This is a genomic window from Arthrobacter sp. AZCC_0090, assembly GCF_014207375.1.
Classification (GTDB): domain Bacteria; phylum Actinomycetota; class Actinomycetes; order Actinomycetales; family Micrococcaceae; genus Arthrobacter.
In genome coordinates this window covers 248,834-274,437 of the sequence record NZ_JACHEE010000002.1, presented here as the reverse complement: position 1 = coordinate 274,437, position 25,604 = coordinate 248,834, and the positions used below count along the sequence as shown (strand labels likewise).

Here is a 25,604-nt window from a genome sequence, read left to right as displayed (position 1 = left end):
ACCAGCTTGGCTGGATAGGATTCTGTCTATGGACGCCGAACAGCCTGCCAGCAGCGAACCACGTGACCCGCGTTTGGGCCTGGACCGCGATGCCCTGCTTCACCCCGAGTTCCTCGCGGCCGCTGGTATTTCGCAACTGAAGATTGTCGAGACCACCGGCTCCACCAATGCCGATCTGCTGCGCGCTGTCACCACGGAACCCAAGGAGTGGACCGACCTCGCGGTCCTCACCGCCGAGCACCAGACGGCGGCGCGGGGCAGGCTCGACCGTCACTGGGAGGCTCCTGCCCGCTCGGCGATCTCCGTTTCGATCGTCCTGCGTCCCGTCAATTCCCAAGGCTTGCCTGTTGCGACCCAAAGCTACTCCTGGCTGTCCCTGCTGGGTGCGCTTGCCTTGCGGGAGACGCTCCTGGAAACGGCTGGCCTTCCCGCCGAGATCAAGTGGCCCAACGACGTCCTGGTGCGCGGCAAGAAGATCGCAGGAATCCTCGCCCAGATGGGGCCGATGGGGGACGGAACAGTTCCCGCCGTGATCCTGGGTACCGGCCTCAACGTGACGCTCCGCGGGGATGAATTGCCTGTCCCTACGGCGACGTCCCTCCTGCTCGAGGGCGCCACCACTACGGACCGCACCGTGATTCTCCAGAACTATTTGTCACGTTTCGCAGCGCTCTACCGCAGTTTCTGCAATGCCGACGGCGACCCGACTGCGGGATTGGCTGGCGGCTCGTCCCTGCACAAGCGGGTGGAAGCTGTCATGGTCACCTTGGGACGCGAAGTGAAAGCCCATCTGCCCGGCGACCTCGAGTTGGTGGGGCATGCGTCCAGGTTGGATGAGTATGGTTCCCTTTTGGTGGTGGACCATGGTGGCCGCGAGCACGTGGTGACCGCCGGAGACGTCGTCCACCTGAGGGCCACAGAAAGCGGTTATGCGTAGAGAGCTCCTGCGCGGGGAGCAAGTCATCGTGATCACGCGGCAGCAGCCAAGGATGCTCTTTGGTCCCGTTCTGGCATTCATACTGGTCCCCGCTGCGGCGGCCTTCGCCTGTGCATGGATAGTCAAAGGCGGACCGGCCAAGTTGCTTCCCGTCATCACGAGTGAGTGGACCCAATGGCTGGTGGGCGCGTGCCTGGCTATTGTGGCGATCGTGCTGCTCGGTTACAGCCTCCCCGCGTTCATTCGCTGGCGTGGCATACGGTACATCCTGACCAGCGGACGGATAGTTGCCCGTTTTGGAATGCTTCGCAGGGGCGACTGGCAGGTGCCGTTGGTCGCGGTGCGCAGCGTGGGGATCAAACAATCGCTGCTCCAACGGATATTGCGCTCCGGGAATATATCCTTGGATACCGGGCACCCCGGCGACGCCGTTCTTGCGGATGTCCCGGAGGTCGGCAAATTCAGGAGTTTCATCCTGGAAGCCATGGCCGAGCTTCCGGCGGGTGCCAGGTTTGAGCCCGGCGCGGTGACGGGGACTGACGGTGTTACCGAGTACCCGAATGAAGCGTTGCCCTGGGATGTGAGAGAAGGTGGAAGAGATGAGCGTTGACGAGCAGGAGCCTGAGTACATGGACCACGAGCCCGACGCCGTGCCCGAACCTTCCGTGGACCCCGCCGCGACGGGGGTCCTCCCCGTCGTGTCCCCGCCCACCGGCGCCCTGTCAGCCGAGCGGCTGGCCATCAAGGCGCTTGAAAGCAGGTTGCTAGGCGGCGAACGCAAACTCCGGCGACGTGAAGTGGCTGCGGGTGCAGGTGTCTCCTTGCTGTCCGCCCGCAAACTGTGGCGCGCGCTGGGTTTCCCCAACTTCGGAGACCAAGACGTAGCATTCACGGAGCGCGACCTCGCCGCGCTGTCCACCATTCTTGATCTTGTCCGTGCTGGCAAGCTCACCGAGGAAGCCGCCATTTCCGTGACGCGTGCCATCGGCCAAATGACCGACCGCATGGTGGTGTGGCAGGTCGAGGCGTTGATCGAGGACATGGTGGTGCAACAAGGCATCCCCGATGCGGTTGCTCGCAAGCAGTTGGTCAATGAACTGCCCAACCTCGTGGATGCCATGGAAGAGATCCTCTTGTACTCGTGGCGCCGCCAAATGAACGCCGGCGTGCAGCGCTTGGCCGTCCGCGCCGAAGCCGGCTTGCAGGCCAGCGAGGCAGGCCGCGAAGGCGACGAAGACGACGCCCCCTTGCCCTTGGCGCGCGCCGTGGGCTTTGCCGACCTTGTCTCCTACACGAGCCTGTCCCGCCGCATGAACGAGAAGACCCTGGCCCAGCTGGTCCAGCGCTTCGAGAACAAGTGCGCGGAGATCATTTCCATCGGCGGCGGACGCCTCGTCAAGACGGTCGGCGACGAAGTCCTCTACATTGCCGAGACGCCGGCCGCCGGCGCTGAAATCTCCTTGGCGCTCGCTCAGGCCTTCACCGAAGACGAAATCCTGCCCGAAGCCCGCGTGGCCATGGTCTGGGGACGGATCCTTTCCCGGCTCGGCGACATCTACGGCCCCACCGTCAACCTCGCGGCCCGCCTCACTGCGCTGGCGGAACCGGGAACGGTCCTGGTCGATGAGATGACGGCGGCAGCCCTGGGCCAGGACGAACGTTTCGTCCTGGTTCCCCAAACCGCTGAGAACGTTCGTGGCTTCGGGGAGATCCTCCCCGTCCGGCTTGCACGCGGCCTTGGCAAAGGCCTGGTTCTCGACTGATCCGGGAGAGGCGCTCATGGGGAGTCCTCCCCATGGCGTGCCCCGGGAACTTCGGCCTACGCTGGATTGCCTTCGTGGTTAGGCCGCTCTTGGAATAGCAGGGTCTCACATGCGATAGTCGTAGGGACTCAATTCCGCCGCCGTATGGGGGTACGGCGGAATCTCACGAGCACCGGCGCAAGCCGCAAAGTTCGAGGGCCGCCTGGGGGTGGCTGTGATGCAAGGGATTGAAACGCTGTGACGGCATTATTCGGCAAGTGGGGGCTCAAGAAGCGCCGAAGCAAGTTCATCACCATCACCGGTCTTACGGCGGCAACTGCGTTGCTTGTGACCGGTGCCGTACTGTACCCGGGATTCAAGACAGCCGAGGTTGATCTTAACGACGGCGGCGTCTGGGTGGTCAGCAAAACCAAGAACGCCGTGGGACGGTTGAACTATCCCTCCAAAGTCCTCGACGGCGCCGTCACCCCGGCCAGTACCAACTTCGATGTCCTCCAGGATGCCGGCGAAGTTTTCGTTGATGACGGCTCGGGGTCCACCATCAACCAAGTGTCCGCAGCGAACATGCGTCTCGGCGGCGACAAACAATTGCCGCCTTCCTCTGAAGTGAGTTTCGGTTCCCGGGTGCTGTCTGTGACGGATCCCGTCCGGGGGAAGGTGTGGGCACTGTCCCCCTCCACGGTCAACGCTTTCAACGAGGGATCCACCGACGCCGTCCTTCTAGGTTCGGCAGGGACGGTTTCCGCGGTAGGAACCGACAACCGCATCTACAGTGCAGACCCGCAGAAAGGCGAGGTCACGGTCACAACGGTGGACGCCAACGGTGAAAAGACGGACGCCCAAGTGACCCGGATTGAGGAACTCAAGGGAGCAGGAGACCTCCAGATAGCAGTGGTGGGGGACGAGCCCGTGATCCTGGATGCTGCACGCGGGAACCTTTTCCTGCCGGGCGGTCGCCGTCTTTCGCTGCAGGATGCCCGCGATGCCAAGCTTCAGCAAAGCGGCGCAGAAAGCGGTTTCGTGGCCATTGCCACCCAAAAGGCGCTCATCAAGCAGCCGCTCGATGGCTCCACAGCTGCCACCGTGACCTTCGATGGGCAGGGCATTCCCGCCGCGCCGGTCCAGGTTTCGGGCTGCGTACATGCGGCTTGGGCAGGCGCCAACAAGTACATCCGCGATTGCGCCAATGATGCTGACGACAAGAACGTGGACGTTCCGAAGGCCAGCTCGGCCCCAAGCTACGTCTTCCGGGTCAACCGCGATCTGGTGGTGCTCAACGACGTGAACTCGGGCAACGTCTGGTTGGTCAACCAGAACATGCAGCTCGTCAACAATTGGGATGATGTGGTCCCGCCCAAGAACCAGTCCAACGACCAGGACAAGGATTCTGCGGATAACAACACTATCAACGTCCTGCCGGACCGTACCAAGCCCAATAGGCCGCCCGAAACCAAGCCCGATGAGTTTGGTGTGCGGCCCGGGCGCACCACCGTCCTTGGTGTGCTGGATAACGATACGGACCCCGACGGCGACGTACTCACCGCCTCGGTAGGCGGCAACGGCCCTAAATCGGGCGTCCTGGAGAGCATTTACGGCGGCTCGGCCTTCCAACTAACCGTGCCCGCCGATGCCAAGCCGGGTACGGAAACCTTCGACTACAGCGCCGCGGACGGCCGCGGGCTGTCCGCGAGCGGAAAGGTCACGCTCCACGTCGTGGGTCCCGACGAGAACAAAGCCCCGGTCTTCAAGCGCTCCGATCCCACCACGTTGCTGGTCGAGCAGGGCAAGACGGTGAGCCAGAACATTCTTTCTGACTGGATGGACCCGGACGGCGACGACCTTGTCCTGATGGATGCCAAAGCCGACAACGAACAGGACCAGGTCAAGATCCGCAGGGACGGGCTCCTGACGTACCAGGATTCGGGGGCCACACCGGGTAAGAAAAACGTCACCGTCACCGTGTGGGATGGCCGCGCCACCACAACCGGCCGCGTGGTGGTCAACGTCCAGCCTCCGGGCGCCCTCGCTCCGGTGGTCAACGCCGATCACGTCACCGCCGTCGTCGGGCAGGATCTGGTGATCTCGCCGCTGAAGAACGACGTCGACCCCAACGGCGGCGCCTTGCGGCTCGCCCATGTGGAGGCCGCGGGGCCGGCGGAACTCGGTCCCGTGACCGACGGCGGAACGTTCACCTTCCGCAGTTCCACTCCGGGACCGGTGTACTTGAGCTACATTGCGAGCAATGGCCCGCAGAGCAGCCAAGGCCTCATCCGCGTCGATGTGGAATCCGGCAAAGATACCGGTTCGCCCGTGGCCGTGCATGATGTGGCCCTTTTGCCGGTAGGTGGCAGCGTCCTCGTGGATCCGCTCGCGAACGATTCCGACCCATCCGGAGGAGTGCTGGTCCTGCAGTCGGTCTCGCTGCCGGAGAACAGCACCGTCTCGGTCAACGTGATCGACCATAGCGTGCTCCGCGTCAGCGACATCGTGGGCACCAAGGAACCGCTTGTCTTCCACTACACGATGTCCAACGGCCGCAAGTCAGCCACCGGAACGGTATCCGTCGTCCCGGTGCCGGCTCCTGCCGTCGTGGAGGCTCCGCAGCCCAAGCCTGACGAAGTCAACGTTCGGGTCAACGACGTCGTCACCATTCCCGTTCTTGCCAACGACACTCACCCGCAAGGCGAGAAACTCTCGGTGGATCCTGTGCTCGCCCAGCCCATTCCCGAAGCGGACGGCAAGGCATTCGTCTCCGAAGACACCTTGCGGTTTATCGCCGGTCCCGTTCCAAAGACCGTGCGCGCCATCTACAACGCCGTGGATCCGCAAGGGCAGAAGAGCGCGGCCGCTGTGACCATCCACGTCCTTCCCCTTGAAGGGGCCACGAATTCGCGGCCCCAGCCGCAGAACCTTACTGCCCGCGTGGTGGCCGGTGGCACCGTCAGGATTCCAGTGCCCTTGGACGGCATCGACCCCGACGGCGATTCCGTCCAGCTGACCGGAATCGACAGCACTCCCGGCATGGGAACCGCGACTGTGGGCAGCAACTTCATCGACTTCGTGGCCGCCGGCGACGGTGCGGGCACGGACACCTTCCGCTACAAGGTGGTCGACCGGCAAGGAGCAGTCAACACCGGAACCGTGACGGTGGGCATTGCTCCTCGCGGCGACGAGAACCACAAGCCCGCCCCTGTGGACGACGAGGTGAACGTCCGCCCAGGCCGGCAAATCGCGGTGGACGCCCTTGCCAACGACACCGACCCTGACGGCGACCCCGTCGGAATCAAGGGCGACAGCATCGAGGCCGACCCCGCCCTGCAGGCCCACGTCAGCAAGAGCAGCGGAAGGATCCTGTTGACGGCGCCCAACAAAGAGGGCACGGTCAACGTCGGGTATTCCGTGGTTGATGACCGCGGCGCGGTGGGAGACGCAAGCATCCGCGTGATCGTCAAGAATGACATCCCGCTGCGGGCGCCCATCGCCCGCGACGACCGCGTGACATCCGCCCAGACCCTTGGCAAGACCGCCGTCGACGTGCCTGTCCTGAAGAATGACGAAGATCCCGACGGCGTCGGCGAGAATCTCAAGGTCTCCACGGACGCCGCAACGGCCAAACCCGGCCCCGACGGCCACGTCGTGGTGCAGCTGACCGAAAAGCCCCAGCTGATTCCCTACACGGTGGAAGACGTGGACGGTTTGAAGGCCACAGCGATCATTTGGGTTCCGGGCGTTGGGCAACAGATCCCGACCTTGGCAAAGGACGACATTATCGAGCTGCTCGCCGGCCAGTCCGTTACGGCGGATCTTGGAGAATGGGTGAAAGTCCGCGAAGGGCACAGCCCACGCCTGACACAGACTGACCGGATCAAGCTCATCGGTGCCGATGACGGGGACCCCGTGGCCAACAACGGCACCGCGATCAAGTACACCGCAGGCAAGGACTATGTGGGTCCGGGCTCCATCACCTTCGAAGTCACCGACGGCTCCGGCCCCGACGATCCCAATGGCTTGAAGTCCATCTTGAGTATCCGCACCAAGGTTCTCCCGGACCCGAACACTAACCATCCGCCCACCTTGCTGGGCAGCAGCATTGAGGTTCCACAAAGCGACACTGTGGGAACCGATTTGGCGAAGCTCACCTCGGACCCTGACCAAGACGACGTCCAGAAGATGCGCTACGAGATTGTCGGCGGCAGCCCTGCGGGCTTCACCGTTGGCATCGAAGGCCAGACCTTGAGGGCCTCGGCCGACAACGGGACTCGCCCCGGGACCAATGGAACCGTCCAGGTCAAGGCCAAAGATCCGCGCGGACTTGAAGCGACGGCAAGCTACAAACTCAGCGCGACGGCGTCGAACCGCCCCAAAGCGGTAGCCAACGACGACGTCGAGCCCAATGCGGCGGCCGGAAAACCGGTCACCATCAATGTCGTGGACAACGATTCCAATCCCTTCCCGGAAACGCCGCTGAAAGTTGTCAGCGTTGCAACTGAAACGGGCCAAGGAACTGCGGCGATCAGTGGAAACTCGGTGACGGTAAACCCAGCCTCGGGCTTCACCGGCACCATGGTGGTTTCGTACACGGTGGCGGACAAAACCGAGGAAACGTCCCGCTATGCCACCGCACGGATTCGCCTGACCGTCAAAGACAAGCCCCTTGCACCCACAACTCCCCAAGCACAGAGCGTGGGGGATAGCACCGCCTTGCTCAACTGGAACGCTCCGGCGGACCGCGGTGCACCCATCACCAAGTACACGGTGCGCGGAGAACGCTTCCAACAGGATTGCCCGGCCAATACGTGCACCCTCAACGGGCTGAGCAACAACGTGAAATACCACTTCACTGTGACCGCCACCAACGAGTTCGGTGAATCCGCGCCATCGGCGGCCTCAGCGGAAGTTCGGCCGGACGTGAAGCCGGACACCCCGGCTGCTCCGGTTTTGAAGTTCGGCGACAAGCAGCTCACCGTGACCTGGGTGGCTCCTGCCAGCAAGGGTTCGCCCATCAAGTCCTACGACCTCGAGATCTCGCCCGCGCCCCCAGGTCAAAACCCGCAGATCCAGAACCTGGCATCTGCCAGCTACGTCTGGAAGGGACTGCAGAACGGCGTTTCATACAAGGTGCGGGTCCTGGCACGCAATGATGCCAAGGAACCCTCAGAATGGAGTCCGTATTCCGCGGCAGAGGTTCCCGCAGGGGTCCCGGCAACGCCGTCGGCTCCTATGGTCTCGGGTGCACAACCAGTCGGGAACCAGAGCCAGTTGCGGGTTAGCTGGAGTCCGCCCAACAACAACGGCGACGCCGTCTCTTCCTACACGCTGACCACGCTGCGGGGCGGCGCCGTCGTCGCCACCCAACAAGTGCCGGCAACGTCGCAGAACGTGGTGGTGGATAACTCAGAGGCGGACTACACGTTCACGGTGTCCGCCACGAACAAGGCCGGGACGAGTCCTACCAGCCCGGGCTCGGCGCCCATCCGGGCGGCAGGCAAACCTGGCACCGTCAATAGCGGGACGGTCACGGCTCCCGGCAACAGCGGACAGCTCGACGTGACGTTCACCCCGTTGACCGCCGCGCAACGCAATGGCTCCCAGGAAACCGAGATCCGCTACAGCTACACGTCGAGCACCGGCCAATCCGGCTCCATCGCAGCAGGCGGGGGCACCATTTCCGGCCTGCCGAATGGGCAGAATGTCACGATTAATATCATTGCCACATCCATCAAGAACAACTTCTCCGGGGACTCCAAAGCGATCGGCACAGCCAATCCGTATGGCCCTCCGAACGCTCCGAATGTGGATGGCCAACAATCCCGTGCAGGCGATCAATCCGTGCACTGGACTTGGAACAACCCGGCAGCCAACGGCCGGAACATTCAGCGCTTCGAAGTGAGCTACGACGGCGGAGCCTGGACATCAGTTGGGCTAGCCAACAACTACGACCGCAACACAGGCAATTGGAATGTCACCAAGCAGCTTCGCGTCCGCGCGTGCTCGGTGGACTGCGGGCCGGCCGGAAGTGCCTCGGCGACATCGGGAGCTGATCCTGTGCCGCCCTTGTCCACCATCCAGGTCAAGGCCGCCGATCAGCGCAGTTGCCCGGGGAAACCGGGGCAGCCTGATTCGTTTTCTCCCAACCCCCCGAGTTGCGGGGTCGGTTGGGTGGAGCGGTCCTGGGGTCCTATCCAAGTTCAATGCTGGTCGAATATCTACGGCAACAGCACAAAGTGGTATCTCATGACCAACCAGGCGAAATCGGGCTGGTACGTGAAGGAGACAACCATCGACCTCGTCAGCGGCAACTGGCCAGGCAAATGCTAGCCCACGAATAGCCCCATGCCACTGAGAGCCCTACCAACAACAACACCAGGGAAGAAGAGGAACCACCCATGACAATGACAACCGAGCAGGCAGTTTGGTTTGCGGGGACATTCGAGAAGCTCGTTGCCAACGTCGGGCAGGCCGTGCTGGGCAAGTCGCACGTTATCCGGCTGACCTTCACGGCCATGTTGGCCGAAGGGCATGTGCTTTTCGAGGATGCGCCCGGCACCGGAAAGACGTCCCTGGCGCGTGCCCTCGCGGCCACAGTGCAGGGTTCACACAACCGCATCCAGTTCACGCCGGACCTGCTGCCGTCGGACGTGACCGGCGTGACCATCTATGACCAGAAGACGCAGAAGTTCGAGTTCCACAAGGGTCCGATCTTCAGCAACATCGTGCTGGCGGACGAAATCAACCGTGCATCACCCAAGACCCAGTCCGCCTTGCTTGAGGTCATGGAAGAATCCAGGGTCACGGTGGATGGCACTACCTACGAGGCAGGCCGCCCTTTCATGGTGATGGCCACGCAGAACCCCATCGAGCAGGCCGGCACCTACCGCTTGCCCGAGGCCCAGCTGGACCGTTTCCTCATCAAGACCTCCATCGGCTACCCGGATCACGCCTCCACGGTCCAGTTGCTGGGCGGAAGCAACCTCAAGGATCGCTCCAAAGACCTGTCGCCCCTTATCACCACCCAGGCAATTGCGGACATGGCGGATCTCGCAGCCACAACGCACATTGATACCGCCGTGCTGGAATACATCTCCAGGCTGTGCGAGGAAACCCGCAACGCGCCCGAGACCCGGTTGGGTGTCTCGGTCCGGGGCGCGCTCGCCATGGTGCGGGCAGCGAAGGTATGGGCCGCGGGCCAAGGCCGGAACTTCGTCCTGCCGGACGACATCAAGGAACTCGCCAGCGTGGTCTGGACCCACCGGTTCGTGATGGACCCGGAAGCGGAGTTCTCGGGTGCAACACCGGAAGCCATCCTGAACCGGGTCCTGGCCGACGTTGCCGCTCCCCAGCAGCGCGCCAGCGCCTGAACCAGCAACCCACAGCACCGGCACCACGAACAAAGGTCTTTATATGTCCACCGGCAAACCCTTTCAACGGGCTGCTGCACTACTCAAACGTCCTGCGGCGAAGCTGCGGGGCAAGGCGAAAGCCGGCCAGCTTAAACCGACCCAGTCAAAAAACACGCCGGCTAAACTCCACCCGGCCGCCGTCTGGGCAGAGGCCACCCAAGCAGGCGGTGAGTTGCTTGCCCCGGCATGGGAAAAGGCTTCTGGCTTCTGGCTGCGCTTCGTGTGGCCCGTGTTGTCCGTTGTCAGCGTCCTGGGGTGGCTGGTGCTGTCGGCGTCGCTTGCCTTGTGGATCGCGGGACAATCGTGGGGCTGGCAGGAAGCAAAATCGGCGGCGCTTGTGGCCTTCTTGCTCTTCATTTTCGCCGTGGCGTTCATCGTGGGGCGCTCGTCCTACGGGGTGATTCTGGACTTGGCGAGGACCCGTGTTGCGGTGGGTGACGACGCCGTCGGAAGTATTGCGGTCTCCAATACGTCGGCGCGGCCGCTGCTGCCGGCAGATCTCGAACTCCCCGTGGGCAGCAACACCGCTGTGTTCCACTTGCCTCGCATGAAACCGGCCCAGGTTCACGAAGACCTGTTCACCATTCCCACGGCACGCCGCGCCGTAATCGTCGTGGGACCGGTCCGCTCGGTACGGGCCGACCCGCTTCACCTCCTACGCCGGCGTGTTCTCTGGACCAGCCCCGTGGACCTGTTCGTGCACCCGAAAACCACCCCGCTCGCCGGATCGGCTGCCGGGTTCATCCGTGACCTCGAAGGCATGCCCACCACCGAGTTGTCCAGTGCCGACGTCTCGTTCCATGCATTGCGCGACTATGTGCCAGGGGACGACCGCCGGCATATCCACTGGAAGACCACGGCACGCACCAACAAGCTCATGGTCCGGCAATTCGAGGAGACGCGCCGGGCCCACCTCGCCATTTCCCTGTCCATCAATACGGATGAATACGCTTCCGACGCCGAATTCGAGTTGGCCATCTCGGTTGCGGCGTCGATTGGACGCCAGGCCATCCGGGAACAACGCGAACTGGACGTTCTGACCCAGAAAGGTCCGTTGCGCTGCGAAACCGGCCGCAATCTGTTGGATGACATGACCAGGATCGTGGGCGCACCCACGCGCAGGACCGCCGTCGACCTCGCTCGGACGCTGTCCGACACCGTGCCGAACGCATCGGTGGTGTTCTTCGTGGTGGGGAGCCATGTGAGTCCCACGCAATTGCGGTCCGCAGCAGCCTCCGTCCCACCGGGCGTTCGCAGCCTCGCGGTGCGGGTCCAATCGCGAGCCGCGCCCGCACGGGCAAATATTGCCGATCTGACCGTCCTGACCGTCGGCGACCTTGACGATCTTGCCTTGGTCCTTCGAAAGGCGGCCGCATGAGTTCCGCACCACCTGTCCGCTCCAGGACCCGTGCCAAAACCCCGGCCGCTGAGTCAGCCTTCGCAGACGGCCGTCCGCTCTGGCATTTCGCCGTCGACGCCGGTGCCTTGCTCTTATTGCTGTGCCTCGGGGTGTTGGGATTCAGCCTGAGTTTCGGCGGAGACCCGCACTACTTGCTGGCCGGGATCGGCGGGATCGTCCTGGGGCTCGGAATCGCGGCAGCCAACGCGCACCTCCGCCTAGGCATCGTGATCACGGCTGCGCTTGCTTTGGGTGCGTACATGGTCCTTGGTACCGCGCTCGCGGTGCCGGATGCCGCGCTTGCCGGAGTCGTGCCGAGCCTGGATTCCCTGCGCACCCTGCTTCTTGGCGTGGTGTTCTCCTGGAAGGACATGCTCACGGTGGGTGTCCCAGTGGGCACCGCCGGCGGCATGCTGATCGTTCCGTTCCTCAGTTCCCTGATTGCCGCCCTTGGCGCCGGACTGCTGGCTTGGCGGCTCAAAAGCCCGTACTGGCCGCTGCTGCCCGTACTCGCCTTGTTCGTCACCGGCATCTTGTTCAGCACGAGCGCAGGCTTCCTGAACGTGGAACGCGGCGTGGCCCTGACCATCGTGGCGATTGCCTGGGCGACTTTCCGTCGTGACGTTTTGCGCCGCAGGGACACGCGCTCGGTGTCTGCCAATCGACCTGGTTCTGCCAACCGTCTCGGCCCGGACGCCGGAGCGGCGCGCCGTGGCCGGATCCGCCGTCTGGGGACGGCAGCGACGGTGATCGCGGCCGCCGTCGGGATCACCGCCGTCGCTTCCCCCCTGGTCACGGCGAGCGATGACCGCAAGGTCCTGCGGAACAGCATCGTCCCGCCCTTCGACCCGCGTGAATACATCACCCCGTTGGCGAGTTTCCGCAACTTCGTCAAGGACAAGAAAGACGATGACCTTTTCAGCGTCAAAGGCCTCCCCAAGGACGGCCGGGTGCGTCTTGCGGCCCTGGATGCCTTCAACGGCATCAACTACAACATTGATCCGAACGGCTCAGGCAGCTTCAGCAGGGTAGGAGACGCCCGTTCGCTGAACACCCTGGCCGACACCGGAGCAGTGGGCACCGGGAGCGCATACACGCTGGATATCGCCATCGAGGACTACGAGGGCTTCTTTGTCCCGGGCGGCTTCCACACCACGGGGATCAGCTTTGCCAATGGTTCGCCCGCCGGATCCGGGCTGTATTTCAACTCCGGCACCGACACCGCTGTCACCACCAAAGGCCTTGCCAAAGGTGATGCGTACTCGGTGCAGGTTTCCGATCCTGGCAAGCTGGAGCATGGCCAGCTGACCCAGTACGACTTCGCAAAGATCAGCCTGCCAGCTCCCGAAGAGGTTCCGCCGGTGGTGGGTTCCCAGGCGAACGGACTCTCCGCCGACGCGCCGACCGCAATAGACCGGGTACGCCAGATCGAAGCACACTTCCAGAAATCCGGTGCCTTCAGCAACGGGCTGGTGTCCGACGGACAGCTTCCCAGCCTTCCGGGGCACGGCGCTGCCCGGATCCGGAGCCTGCTCACCGCGAAGCAAATGCTCGGCGACGACGAACAGTATTCTGTCGCGATGTCCCTCATGCTGCGCCACCTCGGTATTCCATCGCGCGTTGTGATGGGCTTCTACCCGGACCCCAAGAGCCCGGAGAATGGTGCCAGCCAGGTCCAGATCAAGGGCAAGGACGTGCACGCCTGGGTGGAGGTGGCCTTCGACCGGGTGGGCTGGGTTGCCTTCGATCCCACCCCTCCGAAGGACAACGTCCCCATTCCGCCGGATCCGCAGAACAAATCAAAGCCCAAACCGCAGGTGCTCCAGCCGCCGCCCCCGCCGCAGGAGCCTGCCCAGCTTCCTCCGGATTCCTCCCCGGACGCCTTGGACTCCGACGACAAGAAGAACAACCCCTGGCTGTTCTGGGGACCGTTGCTCGCTGCGATCGGCACCGCGTTGCTCCCCTTGGGCATCCTTGCCTTGCCATTGATGTTGATCCTGTTCTTGAAATCCCGACGCCGGAAGGGCCGCATGAGCGCAGGTGACGCTGCCCAGCGTGTCGGGGGAGGCTGGAGCGAAGTGGTCAGCCTGGCCACCGATATGGGCGCCGCGATTGACGGGAGGTCGACGCGAAGGGAATCGGCCTCCGTGATAGCTGGCGCTTTCCCGGAAACGGGAGCTAGCACAACGATTCTCGCCCACCGTGCCGACGCGGCGATCTTCGGGGCTGGACAGCCAGACGAGGACGAAGTGAAGGACTACTGGACCATCGTGGATTCTTCGCTCAACGACATCACAGGCAGCGTGGGGTTCTGGAAACGGCAGCAGGCCCGCTTCTCACCACGGTCCCTCCTCGCGGAAGCTCGGCTTGCCCTGCGCCAGGGCGGCCTGCGCCAAGGCTCCGCGCGCCAGGCCTCCGTGGGCGATGCCTCCGCTCGCGAGGGCAAGGTGAAGCCATGACCAGCGAAATCGAGCAATGCCCGGCTTGCCGCAAGACAGTTCCTCCAGGCGCGGCGTACTGCACGCATTGCGGCTCTCCGCTCAGCAATCGGGGCGCCAGGACCGGACGCAACATTGACCAGTCCCACAAAACCGTGGTGGATCGGGGCACCGGGCAGGCGCCACATCATGCCGGTAGGATCGCCATAGCGCCCGCAGCGGCAGGTCCTCAAGGGCCGTCATTGCCGCCAGGGCCTGGGGGAGGGACAACCATGAACGCCAAACTGGAGCTTGTGCCGGCATCCGCGGGCAAGCGGCTGGGAGCCGCCGTGTTTGACTGGCTTGGGCCGGCGGTGGTGCTGGGCATTGCCTTTGGAATCGGCTTCGCAGGCATCACGCAGAGCCGCAGCAATGGGTTCATTGTCTACGACACCGGCCTTCTCGTGCTTTTGGGCAGCATCGCATTGGGCATGACGATCGTGTACACCTGCGTCCTTTTGGGCCTCGAAGCCCATAGCGGTACCACCATCGGCAACGGCCTCATGGGCATCCGCAGCACTGATACTGACGGGTACGCACCCGGCGCCGGCGTCGTCTTTGTCCGCGGCATCATCACCGGCGGGATGCTTCTGCTCGCTGCACTGGCTTCCGCCGTCCTGTTGCTCCTGGGTTGGTTAGGCGTTGCTGTGCTCTTGCTGGTTCCTCTGCTGGCTCTCGCGGCCGCATGGGCTGTTGTTGTGGTGGTTTCCAACACGTGGGACAAGGACGGCAAGGCGCGCGGCTGGCAGGACAAGGCAGCGAAATCCTTCGTCTTCGACATCTCGGCCGGCCGCAACCCCGTGGTGACCGGGGGGATCCAGGGCCCCTACAGTTTCGCTCCCGTGGAATTGCCTCCCGTCCAGCACGTTTCCTCTCCGGCGGCCGTCCCCCACACCAACCCGGCAACGTCTCCGCCGTTGCGGCCGCAGGCTGTTCCGGCGCAGGGAAACACAGCGCCGTTGCCGCCGCACAATCGGAATCAATGGCAGCCTCCAGCGGCCGTCCGCCCCCTGTCCGGCATGGCCCAGCATCCGGACGACGACGTCGACCGCACCCAGTTGCGGCCCGACGCCCAGATGCCGCAAGCGCGCGCCGTACTGCGGATCCGGATGGACGACGGCCAGGACCTCCAAGTAGCCAACTCGGCCTTGGTGGGCCGGAACCCGGCAGCCATGGCTGGCGAAACAGTCGTGCAACTCATCGCTGTGGCCGATCCTGGGCGTTCCATTTCCAAGACGCACCTCCACCTGCGGGGCGATGGAGACGGCGTATGGATCACCGACCGCAATTCCACCAACGGAAGCGCGGTGACCACGCCGGACGGCGTCCAAACCCGGCTGCTTCCGGGCGAGCCTCTCTATATCCGCCCTGGTTCCACGGTTCATTTCGGTGACCGCACTTTTCACCTAGGACAAGCATGAACGCAAAGCCGGCAGCTTCCCCCGCAACCGCCCCAGAGTCCGGATTTGCCTTGAGCTATGGCTACGGCACAGATCGCGGACTCAGACGGGAACTCAATGAGGACTCGTTCATCGCCTCGGACCCCGTGTTTGCCGTGGCGGATGGCATGGGTGGACATGAGGCTGGCGAGATCGCGAGCGGGCTCTGCGTACGCACGCTTGGCAGCATGCCTCAATTGGCCACGGGGGTCCGTTCGGCGACGGCGGTTGAGTTGCAGGACTGCATCTTGGCCGCTGATTCCCGGATCCGTAGTGCAACCGGTGCCAGGGCCGGGACCACACTGTCCGGAGTCGTCGTCGTCGAGCAAATGGGCGTTCCGTACTGGCTGGTCATGAACATTGGTGATTCGCGGACGTATCGGCTCAGCCAAGGTGATTTCACCCAGATCAGCGTGGACCATTCGGAGGTCCAGGAGCTTGTGGAAGCCGGCAGCATTACGCACGAAGAGGCCACCGTACATCCACGCCGCCATGTAGTGACCCGGGCACTGGGCACCGGGGACGAGACCGAAGCGGACTTCTGGTTGCTGCCCATCCAGGAAGGGGACCGGATCCTGATCTGCTCGGACGGGCTTAACGGGGAACTGAGCGATGAGCACATGTTCCGTATCCTCAGCACAGTGGGACACCCGCAAGACGCGGTGGATGCCCTGATCCAAGCGGCGCTGCGCAGCGGCGGACGGGACAACGTCACCGCGGTCATCGTGGACGCCAAGAACGTGTTGAACGACGCCGGAGTGGCCACCACCGCGCCCCGTCCGGCAATCGACGCCGAAGACGAGAACACGCTCCCGCGGCAAGGCAACGGGGACGGCGGCAATGGCGGAAAATAGCTACATTCCCGGTGAATGGTTTGGAATCGTCCGTGCCGGCACCGTCGTGCTGCTGGGGCCCGGAACCCGGCCGGAGCTGGTGGGTTCGCTGTGGTCCCTCCTTGAACAGTCTCCCGAAGCCCACGAGGTCTTGAATGAGGTCACTGGCAGTTTTGGGGTTTCACTCACGCGTATTCCTCCCTTCGGCATTATCGATGTCAAGGACTCGCTGCGCGTTTTTCTTCGAGGAGACCTTGAACTCAGCGTTGCCTTCCCTTCCGGCGGGCAAAGTTTCCACGGCCGCGAAGTCACCACCTGGACCGAACGCAGGCTGGATGTGCCGCGAGGGTACCGGCTGGCGCTTGGTTCTTCGGGAGTATCGAGCACAGCGGTGGAACTTCCCTTAGCTGAGGGCGTCGTCATGCTCTCAGCGTTGGCCGTCACGGTGGGCGGCTCGTCCCAAGGTCCCGGCGCACCTGCAGCCACCGATCCCGTCTTGGTGTTCCAGGACGACGATCCAGGGTTGACCATAGCGCCCGGGCAGCCGCTACCCGGAAGGGTCCGGCCCGTTCCGGGCCCCCTGGACCTGGAGCCGGAACCAGTTCAAGAGGCAGCCAACAAGCCAGCCCACGACGGCGGTGCTACTGAGGCGGAGACTGCGTCAGCTCCCAGCGAGGTTCCGGTGCACACGGAAACCACCGACGAACTGGTCCACAACATTGAAACAACCAGCAGCTACGACCACCTCTGGGAAAAGACCGTCATCCGGAACATCGAGGATGCCGCCGTCAGGCTGGAGCCCGTGGCAGAGCAAGAGGAAGCACGGCTCCCCACACAGGAGCGGGACCAGGCTGGACCCCAGTCCGGACCTGAACCCCAGGACGCATCTCCGGCACCCGCCGTCGCACTTCAAAGCCCTTACCCACCCGCACAGGTGGCCGCCTCGGTCCCCGGCAGCGGCACCACCGACACCGGAAATGGCTTCGTAGACTCCGGCCTCATAGACTCCGTGCCGTGGGCTGTGGGATCTCCCAGTGAAGGGGCGCAGCGGCAGGCCGCACCACAGCAATCGTGGCTACCTCCCTCGCCCGGCCCCGTCCCGGAATCGCTGCCCGAAGGCGATGCAGGGAGAGGCGGTTGCGGGGGAGACGGTTCCGAGGACAACCACCCGCTGGACAGCGATCATGACGGCCAAACCATCATGAAGCCCGGCCTCGCGCTACTCCCCGCAGACCCTGCCGAACCGGCCCGGCATATGGCGCCCGCGAGTGGCCCCATGGTGCTCGCCAAGGTGTGCCAGGACGGCCACGCCAATCCGCCCACCTACTCCCAATGTGCTGGCTGTGGCCTGGGACTCCCCGGCGACGGAGTCCAGGTCCCGCGTCCGCGGCTTGGCCGGATGCGCTTGTCCAGTGGTGAATTGATTGACCTGGACCAATCTCTCATCATTGGGCGTCAGCCGTCCGTATCGCGGGTCCAAGGCGGCGCCATGCCGCGGTTGGTCCAAGTGGACAGCCCCGGAGGGGACATCTCCCGCTCCCACGTGGAGGTCCGGCTGGAAGGTTGGCACGTCATGCTGTGCGATCTGAAAGCAACTAACGGCACCACGTTGATCCGTGAAGGCCAGGCCCCGCGACGCTTGGCCCAGAACGAGATGGCCATCCTCCTGGACGGCGACATCGCTGAGCTGGGAGACAACATTTCATTGCGTTTCGAGGAGATCCTGTGAGTTCCAAGCGGCCTGCCGCACCGCCGCCGTCCCTTCCGGGGTACAAATACATCAGCCTGCTTGGTTCCGGCGGTTTCTCCGATGTCTACCTTTACGAGCAGGACCGGCCCCGCCGCAGAGTGGCCGTGAAGGTACTGTTGTCCGATCTCAAGACCGAGGGCGCCCGCCGACGCTTCGAGTCCGAGGCCAACCTTATGGCGCAGCTGTCCTCGCACCCGTACATCGTGACGATCTTCGAGGCGCAGAGCACCGAGACCGGTCATTCCTACCTGGCGATGGAGTACTGCTCCCGGCCCAGCCTCGACGTCCGTTACCGCCGCCAGCGATTCAGCGTTGACGAGGTCCTGGCGGTGGGAATCCAGGTGGCGTCCGCTGTCGAAACCGCACACCGCGCTGGAATCGTGCACCGGGACATCAAGCCAGCCAATATCCTGGTGACTGACTACAACCGTCCCGCGCTGACGGACTTCGGCATCTCCGGCACCATTGGCGCGGACGCGGATGATGACGCCGGCATGTCCATTCCGTGGTCCCCGCCCGAACAATTCCGCGGCGGTCCTGTCGCTGGCGTGCCCGTCGACGTGTGGGCGCTGGGTGCGACCCTGTACACGCTGCTTGCCGGACGCTCTCCCTACGTCATGCCGGGACAGGACAATTCCCAGCGGGAACTCATTGCCCGCATCACCAACACGCCCGTTCCACGGCTTGGCCGCGCCGATGTCCCGGAATCGCTGGAGCTCGTCCTCTCCACGGCCATGGCCAAGTCTCCGGGGTCACGCTATTCGTCGGCACACGCTTTCGCCCTTGCGCTGCAACGCATCCAGGCTGAGCTGAACCTCTCGGTGACGCCGTTCGAGGTCCTCGAGGAACCGGGCCACGGCGAGGAAACGCACCCCGATGACACTGTTGAGGAGACTCGGGTCCGCAGCATCGCCTCGATCGACCCCGACGGCGGGGGGACCGCGTCGACGGCGACCGCGCCGACTTTTCCGGCACGAACTTTCCCCACCGTCGGGAAGGGAGCAGAGGGCGCCGCGCCGGCCCAGCCGGCCGCGGCTCCGCGGGTTCCGGAGGAGCAATCCGAGGCCACGGTTTTGCGTGGTTGGGCGCCCGCGGCACCGGGTTTTACCGACCCTGGGCAGCGTGCGGTGCCCCGCGAAACAGTTGACGACGGCGACGTCGCGGCCACCGTCAACCGGCCCGCCTACGCGGAGGACATCCCGGACGAAGAACCGCCCGCCGACCACCGAAAACGCAATCTCTGGCTTGCCGCCGCCGGTGCAGCGGTGCTGGTGGTCGCCGCCGTCGTCGGGATCGCGCTGGGCAGCACTGCGCAGCCAAAGGCCCTTGAGACGGGGCCGTCACACAAGCCAGCCGACGCCGTGGACACCGCGGAAGTCCCGGGTGTGACGGGGTTGAAAGGCCAGCGCACGGCGGCGGGCAAGGTTGCTTTCACGTGGACCAATCCACAGCCGAAGGCCGGCGACACCTACAAAGTCCAGCTCCTCACGGACAGCCCCAAGAGCGAGTTCCAGTCCGTGAAGGCTCCATCGGTGGAGATCACGCCCGATCCCGATCCTGCCAAGCCCACGTGCGTGCGGGTCGTCATAGTGCGCGCGGACGGTGCCACATCGTCGCAAGAGGATCCTCCCAAGTGCGTCTCTTCGCAGTAGTCCGGACACGCACAACATTTTGAAAGCAGGGAGGCAGGAACCATGGGAGATCTCGCAATAGATTTCTGCGGGGAGTGGCACGAGCCATCAGACGAGGACGTCTTCAGCATCGGGCGCGAAGGTGACCTTGAAGTCGACGACAACCCGTATTTGCACCGCCGATTCCTGCAGATAGCGCGCTACGACGGCATGTGGTGGCTGAGCAACGTGGGAAGCATGTTGTCAGCTACCGTCGCCGACGGCTCGGGCGGCATGCAGGCCTGGCTGGCGCCGGGGGCGCGCATTCCGCTGGTCTTCAGCCACACGAACGTGATCTTTACGGCAGGCCCGACGACGTACGAGTTCGCCGTGCATTTGAGGACGCCCTCCTTCCGCCAGGAAGTGCGCGACGACGACTCCGCCGGGGATACGACCATCGGGCCCGTGGTCTTCACGGATTCGCAAAAGGCACTCATTGTCGCTCTCGCAGAGCCGATGCTGCGCCGCGACGGTACCGGATTCAGCGCCATCCCGTCGTCCTCTGAGGCCGCCAAGAGGCTCGGCTGGGCGCTGACCCGCTTCAACCGCAAGCTGGACAACGTCTGCGACAAACTGGACCGCGTGGGCGTCGTGGGGTTACGCGGTGGCGGCGGAAAGCTGGCCACCAATCGCCGGGCCAGGCTCGTTGAACACGCCGTCACATCGCACCTGGTGACGGCAGAGGACTTGTACTTGCTCGAAAAAATGAGGGGAGACGACGAAGGGTGAAAATCCGACTGACACTACGGCGTGATCCAGCCGAAGCCAAGGATCTCGCCGTCACCGTCGATGGGCGGGCCACCGTGGCGGACATCGCCAGCGAACTGTGGATCGCCGACCCTGAACGCAAGGGGACGGAACCGCCTCCGAACCTCTCCTTGAGGATCGACGAAGCTTTTGTTGGCGGCGGGATGAGCGGCAAGGTGCTCGACCCTACCGGGAACCTCCTGGAGTCCGGCCTCCGGCCCGGTTCCAAAGTCTCCCTGACGCAGGTGAGCGAGGAGTTTGCGACGCCGGGAGCCAGCCGCGGCCCCGCTGCGGCGACCTTGCGTGTGCTCTCAGGGCCCGACGTCGGGAGCGAGTTTTCGCTGCCGTTCGGCACCAGCTACATTGGCCGGGACCGCGACGTCGATATTCGTTTGTCGGACCCCATGACATCGAAGCGGCATGCCCGCGTCACGGTGGCGGAGACCGTGGAGATCGTGGATACCAACTCCGCCAACGGCCTCTTGATGGAGGGATTGCCGGTGGCGCGGGCCACCCTGAATTCTTCGGACACCATCACTTTGGGCGACACCACAGTGGGAGTCGTGGCGCTGTCCCGCAACCACGGCGGCGCCCCCACCTCGCCCTTGGTCGATTTCAATCGCTCGCCGCGCGTTGTGCCCCGTTTCGAGCCGTCCAAGCGGGTAGTGCCTGCTGGCCCCAAGCGCCCTGACCATCAACCGTTCCCGTATATTATGCTCGTCGCGCCCATGCTCATGGGCGGCATCATGTTCGCCCTCACCCAGAACATCCTGTCCGTGGTGTTCATGATGATGATGCCGTTGTTCATCGTCGGACACTATGTGGACCACAAGATGCAGTCCAAACGGCAGATGAAGGAAGGCCACAAGCATTTCCGCGCTTCCATGCTGGCCTTCCGCGAGGACATTGCCGAGCTGCAGAACATCGAGCGGTCCGTCCGGCTGCAGGAATCGCCGTCGGTGAGCGACACCGTGGATGCCATCTACAAGCTTGGCCCGCTCCTGTGGACCCACCGCCCGGAACACGCGGGCTTCCTGGGGGTCCGGTTCGGACTTGGCACGGCGCCGTCGCGTATTCCCTTCGAAGAGCCGGGCAGCAATGACACCGAGCCGGAATACATGAAGGAAATCCAGGAGTGCCTGCAGCAGGTGCGGGTGGTGGACGGGGTACCGATCGTGTCGCAACTGCGCACCTCCGGCTCGTTCGGCGTCGCGGGGGAGCGGGGCCTCGCGGACGATGTTGCACGGGGCATGATGCTCCAGCTCGTTGGCCTGCATTCGCCGGCCGAATTGGTGGTCACTGCAATGACGTCGGCCCGTTCCCGCGATCGCTGGGACTGGTTGCAGTGGCTTCCACACGTTGGTTCCGGCCACAGCCCCTTGGGCGGCGATCACTTGGCCGCGGGACCTGCGGCTGGATCGTCCTTGCTTTCCCGGTTGGAAGACCTGGTGGAGCAACGCGAAGCAGCGGCACGGGAACGCCGTCCCGCACTGCGGCCTGCCTTGAAGGGCGATAACAATGAGGTACCGGGACCAATCCTCCCGGCCATTCTTTTGGTCGTGGAAGATGACGCCCCGGTGGATCGCGGGCGCCTAACCCGGCTCGTTGAGCGGGGCCCGGATTCCGGGATCCACATCATGTGGGTCGCCGCCAATGTGCAGTCCTTGCCCGCGGCGTGCCGCGATTTCATGGCGGTCGACGGCGACCACGGCACCACCACTGCCCAGGTCCGGCTCGGACGGCATAACTACCCTGTGAGTTGCGAAAGCCTCGACGCAGGACTCGCCGCCCAGCTGGCCCGCATGATGTCGCCACTGGTGGATGTGGGAAAGCCCGTCGACGACGATTCCGACCTCCCGCGCGCCGTCTCCTATGCGACGCTCATCGGCAAGGATTTCCTCGACAACCCCCTTGCCGTGGCCGATCGCTGGCGGGAGAACAACTCCGTGCACGCCTCGGCCGTGCCTAACCGCAAGGACAACGGCAGCCTGCGGGCGCTAGTGGGTTCCAAAGGCGTGGAACCGTTCTACCTGGACCTCAAGAACGAAGGTCCGCACGCCCTCGTTGGTGGCACTACCGGCGCCGGCAAGTCCGAATTCCTGCAGTCCTGGGTCATGGGCATGGCCGCCGCCTACAGCCCGGACAGGGTCAATTTCCTGTTTGTGGACTACAAAGGCGGAGCCGCTTTCGCCGATTGCCTCCATTTGCCACACACTGTTGGCTTGGTGACCGACCTTTCGCAGCACCTGGTACGGCGTGCCCTGACGTCCTTGCGTGCCGAGCTCCATTACCGCGAGCACCTGCTGAACCGAAAGAAGGCAAAGGACCTCCTGGCCCTTCAGCGCGAGGCCGATCCCGAAGCCCCGCCCTACTTGATCATCATTGTGGACGAGTTCGCTGCCCTGGCCACCGAAGTCCCCGAGTTCGTGGACGGAGTGGTGGACGTTGCCGCGCGTGGCCGGTCCCTCGGCCTGCACCTGATCCTGGCCACGCAGCGGCCCGCGGGTGTCATCAAGGACAGCCTGCGCGCCAACACCAACCTTCGGGTGGCATTGCGAATGGCTGACGAGGACGACGCCACGGATATCCTCGGCGTCCCCACGGCCGCGTACTTCGACCCCTCCATTCCCGGCCGTGGCGCTGCGAAGACAGGTCCCGGCCGGATCCAGGGCTTCCAGACCGGTTACGCAGGCGGCTGGACCACCGAGAAGCCCCAACGTCCACGCATCGACATCGTCGAAATGGCCTTCGGTTCCGGCCCGAGCTGGGAGGCTCCTGCGCCGCTGGGCGGCACCAAAGAGGAACCGGCGGGGCCCAACGACATCTCGCGAATGACCACCAACATCATCCGCGCGGCCGATACCCTCGGCATCCGGCCCCCGCGCAAGCCGTGGCTCAACGAGCTGGCAACAACCTACGATTTCTCCAAGCTGCCCAACCCGCGTTCGGACGCCCGGCTGTTGCTCGGCGTCGCCGACGACCCCGCGCACCAAGACCAGCCCACCGTGTTCTACGAGCCGGACAAGGACGGCAACATGGCCGTTTACGGAACCGGCGGCTCCGGCAAGTCGGCCGCACTGCGCGGCATCGCGATTGCCGCCGCGGTGACACCGCGAGGTGGCCCCGTTCACGTCTACGGCATCGATTGCGGTTCCTCGGGACTGAAGATGCTCGACGGTTTGCCGCATGTCGGTGAGATCATCAACGGCGACGACGTCGAACGCGTCGGGCGGCTTCTGCGCTGGTTGCGGGACCTGGCCGAGGATCGGGCGGCCCGCTTCGCGGAGGTCCGTGCATCCACGATCGTGGAGTACCGCGAGCTGGCGAAGCGTCCGGAAGAGAAGCGCGTCTTCATCCTGGTCGATGGCATGTCGGCGTTCCGGGAAGCTTACGAATACAGCCGTTTGTCTGCGCTGTGGGATATCTTCCTGCAACTGGCCACCGACGGCCGTCCCCTCGGAATCCACCTGGTTGTCAGCGGTGACAGGCCCAACTCGGTACCGGCGTCCCTCCTCGCCTCCATTCAGCGGCGACTGGTCCTCCGCCTGACATCCGAAGACGACTACCTCTCGCTGGACGCTCCCAGGGACGTGCTGAATCCGGCGTCGCCCCCTGGCCGCGGAATTCTGGGAAACCTTGAAGTGCAGCTTGCCGTGCTCGGCGGAAACTCCAACCTCGCCCTGCAAGCCCGCGAAGTCAGCAAATTGGCCCAGGCAATGCAGCGTCAGGGAGTGGAACCCGCACCCCGGATCCAAACGCTGCCGGAGCTTGTGGATCTGGACATCCTCCCTTCCGGCACGGTGGATCTGCCCGTTGTCGGAATCGACGACGAAACCCTGGATCCGGCCACGATTTCAGCCAAGGGCCCGCTTCTCCTGGCCGGACCTCCCGGTTCCGGGCGCACAGTGGCGCTCGTCAGCATGGCCTACGCCTTGCGCCGCTCCAATCCCGGGACGGAACTCGTGTACATCGGCGCGCGGCGCTCCGCGGTGGCTTCGCTGAAGATCTGGAACCGCTCCTTGGTGGGGCTGGATGCCGTCGAGGAAGCCGCGATGGATTTGGTGGAGCATTCCACCAGGAACCCGGGGACCATGGCCATCTTCATCGAAGGCCTGACCGATTTCACGGATTCGCTAGCGGAGCCGTCCATCAACAATGTGGTGACCGCTTCCATCAAGGCCGATCAGTGGGTCGTCGGTGAGTCGGAGACCTCCACCTGGTCGCAGGCGTGGTCCCTTGCCCAGCCGTTCAAGTCCGGGCGCCGGGGCCTTCTGCTCAACCCGGGCGACGTCGAAGGCGATAGCCTGCTCAACACATCGCTAGGCAGGGTCAGTCCTGAATTCATCCCGGGGCGGGGCTACGTTGTTGGCCGTGGAAAGGTCAGGAAAGTGCAGATTGCCATGCCTCCTGAGAACAGGGGGTAACCGCCCGGCAACCGTGAGCCGCGGGCGGGCCGGCAAGGGTTTTAGGGAACGGGATTTGCGATACGCCCGGACTTTGTAGGAAGATTCCGGTCAATACCACCCCAACTCCGGGCGGCCTGTGCCGTCCTGCAGAGGTAAACATGACCCAACGCTCCTCCGCGCGCTCTGGCGGCGCGACCCGCGCCGCCGTGCGACGCCCGTTCTCCGTGGCCCTCGCGGGCATTGCCATGGCCATGGTGATGTGCGCTTTCCCTTTGCTTTCGGCCCACGCCGAGACCGTTTGCCTGCCCACGCAGGAAACGTGCGGACAACAGCCCGTAGCCCCACCGAGCGCAACTCCTGCGCCCGCCAAGTCGACGCCAGCGCCTAGCAAGCCGGGCCCACCGGCACCCGTCGTCCCGGTTCAACCCGCCCCCGTGGCTCCCGCCCCGGCGCCGGTCCCCACGGTCGAGGTCACCGTGGCACCGGAACCCAGCGTGACGCCGTCGGACGCTCCTGCAGCCTCAAGCTCCGCAACCGCCTCGGCAAGCCCGACGGCGAGCAGCGCCTCGCCGTCGGCGTCGTCCAATTGGGATACTCCTATCCAGGACGGGCTCAAGGCCACCCAGGCGGCTGCGGTGAGCGGCGCCAAAGGGCCGGGTTCGGACATGTTCGGCGTGATTGCCATCATGGGCGGTGTGCTCTTGGTGGCGGCGGGCGGCATAGCCTTCGCTTTGTGGAGCCGGAACCGGTTCTCGCACTGACAGTTCCTTGTCTTGGAACGGC

14 protein-coding genes are annotated in these 25,604 nt (G+C 64.3%); all 14 read left to right on the top strand.

Features of this window, described 5'->3' with window-relative positions:
* Positions 1 to 28 precede the first annotated feature (28 nt).
* Positions 29 to 937 (top strand): biotin--[acetyl-CoA-carboxylase] ligase, encoded by a 909-nt coding sequence (locus HNP00_RS03995; protein WP_184736173.1) that lies wholly within the window; start codon positions 29 to 31, stop codon positions 935 to 937.
* Positions 930 to 1,547, top strand: a complete 618-nt coding sequence (locus tag HNP00_RS03990; protein ID WP_184736171.1) for a PH domain-containing protein — start codon at positions 930 to 932, stop codon at positions 1,545 to 1,547. Before HNP00_RS03995 ends, HNP00_RS03990 begins: the two co-directional genes overlap by 8 nt.
* Positions 1,537 to 2,700 (top strand): adenylate/guanylate cyclase domain-containing protein, encoded by a 1,164-nt coding sequence (locus HNP00_RS03985; RefSeq protein ID WP_184736169.1) that lies wholly within the window; start codon positions 1,537 to 1,539, stop codon positions 2,698 to 2,700. Before HNP00_RS03990 ends, HNP00_RS03985 begins: the two co-directional genes overlap by 11 nt.
* Positions 2,701 to 2,937: 237 nt before the next feature.
* Complete coding sequence (locus HNP00_RS03980) at positions 2,938 to 9,018, top strand: Ig-like domain-containing protein (protein WP_184736167.1); 6,081 nt, start codon at positions 2,938 to 2,940, stop codon at positions 9,016 to 9,018.
* Positions 9,019 to 9,086: 68 nt separating this feature from the next.
* Positions 9,087 to 10,058 carry a MoxR family ATPase gene (locus HNP00_RS03975; protein WP_184736165.1) on the top strand — a complete coding sequence of 324 codons (972 nt, stop codon included), beginning with the start codon at positions 9,087 to 9,089 and terminating at the stop codon, positions 10,056 to 10,058.
* 43 nt (positions 10,059 to 10,101) lie between these two features.
* A complete protein-coding gene (locus tag HNP00_RS03970) occupies positions 10,102 to 11,478 on the top strand; it encodes a DUF58 domain-containing protein (RefSeq protein ID WP_184736163.1) in 1,377 nt (458 codons plus the stop codon).
* Entirely contained in the window at positions 11,475 to 13,958 is a 2,484-nt protein-coding gene (locus HNP00_RS03965; protein ID WP_184736161.1) for a transglutaminase domain-containing protein, read from the top strand. The genes HNP00_RS03970 and HNP00_RS03965 overlap by 4 nt, the downstream gene beginning before the upstream one ends.
* Positions 13,959 to 14,209: 251 nt before the next feature.
* Complete coding sequence (locus HNP00_RS03960) at positions 14,210 to 15,397, top strand: RDD family protein (RefSeq protein WP_260404749.1); 1,188 nt, start codon at positions 14,210 to 14,212, stop codon at positions 15,395 to 15,397.
* A complete protein-coding gene (locus tag HNP00_RS03955) occupies positions 15,394 to 16,269 on the top strand; it encodes a PP2C family serine/threonine-protein phosphatase (RefSeq protein WP_184736157.1) in 876 nt (291 codons plus the stop codon). The genes HNP00_RS03960 and HNP00_RS03955 overlap by 4 nt, the downstream gene beginning before the upstream one ends.
* Entirely contained in the window at positions 16,256 to 17,977 is a 1,722-nt protein-coding gene (locus HNP00_RS03950) for an FHA domain-containing protein (protein ID WP_184736154.1), read from the top strand. Before HNP00_RS03955 ends, HNP00_RS03950 begins: the two co-directional genes overlap by 14 nt.
* The gene (locus tag HNP00_RS03945; protein ID WP_184736152.1) at positions 17,974 to 19,650 is read left to right on the top strand and encodes a serine/threonine-protein kinase; all 1,677 of its coding nucleotides are present in this window, start codon (positions 17,974 to 17,976) and stop codon (positions 19,648 to 19,650) included. Before HNP00_RS03950 ends, HNP00_RS03945 begins: the two co-directional genes overlap by 4 nt.
* Before the next feature lie 42 nt (positions 19,651 to 19,692).
* On the top strand, positions 19,693 to 20,397 hold the full coding sequence (locus HNP00_RS03940) for a hypothetical protein (RefSeq protein WP_184736150.1): 705 nt from the start codon (positions 19,693 to 19,695) through the stop codon (positions 20,395 to 20,397).
* Positions 20,394 to 24,839 (top strand): FtsK/SpoIIIE domain-containing protein, encoded by a 4,446-nt coding sequence (locus HNP00_RS03935; RefSeq protein ID WP_184736148.1) that lies wholly within the window; start codon positions 20,394 to 20,396, stop codon positions 24,837 to 24,839. Before HNP00_RS03940 ends, HNP00_RS03935 begins: the two co-directional genes overlap by 4 nt.
* A gap of 140 nt (positions 24,840 to 24,979) precedes the next feature.
* On the top strand, positions 24,980 to 25,582 hold the full coding sequence (locus HNP00_RS03930; RefSeq protein ID WP_184736146.1) for a hypothetical protein: 603 nt from the start codon (positions 24,980 to 24,982) through the stop codon (positions 25,580 to 25,582).
* Positions 25,583 to 25,604 lie beyond the last annotated feature (22 nt).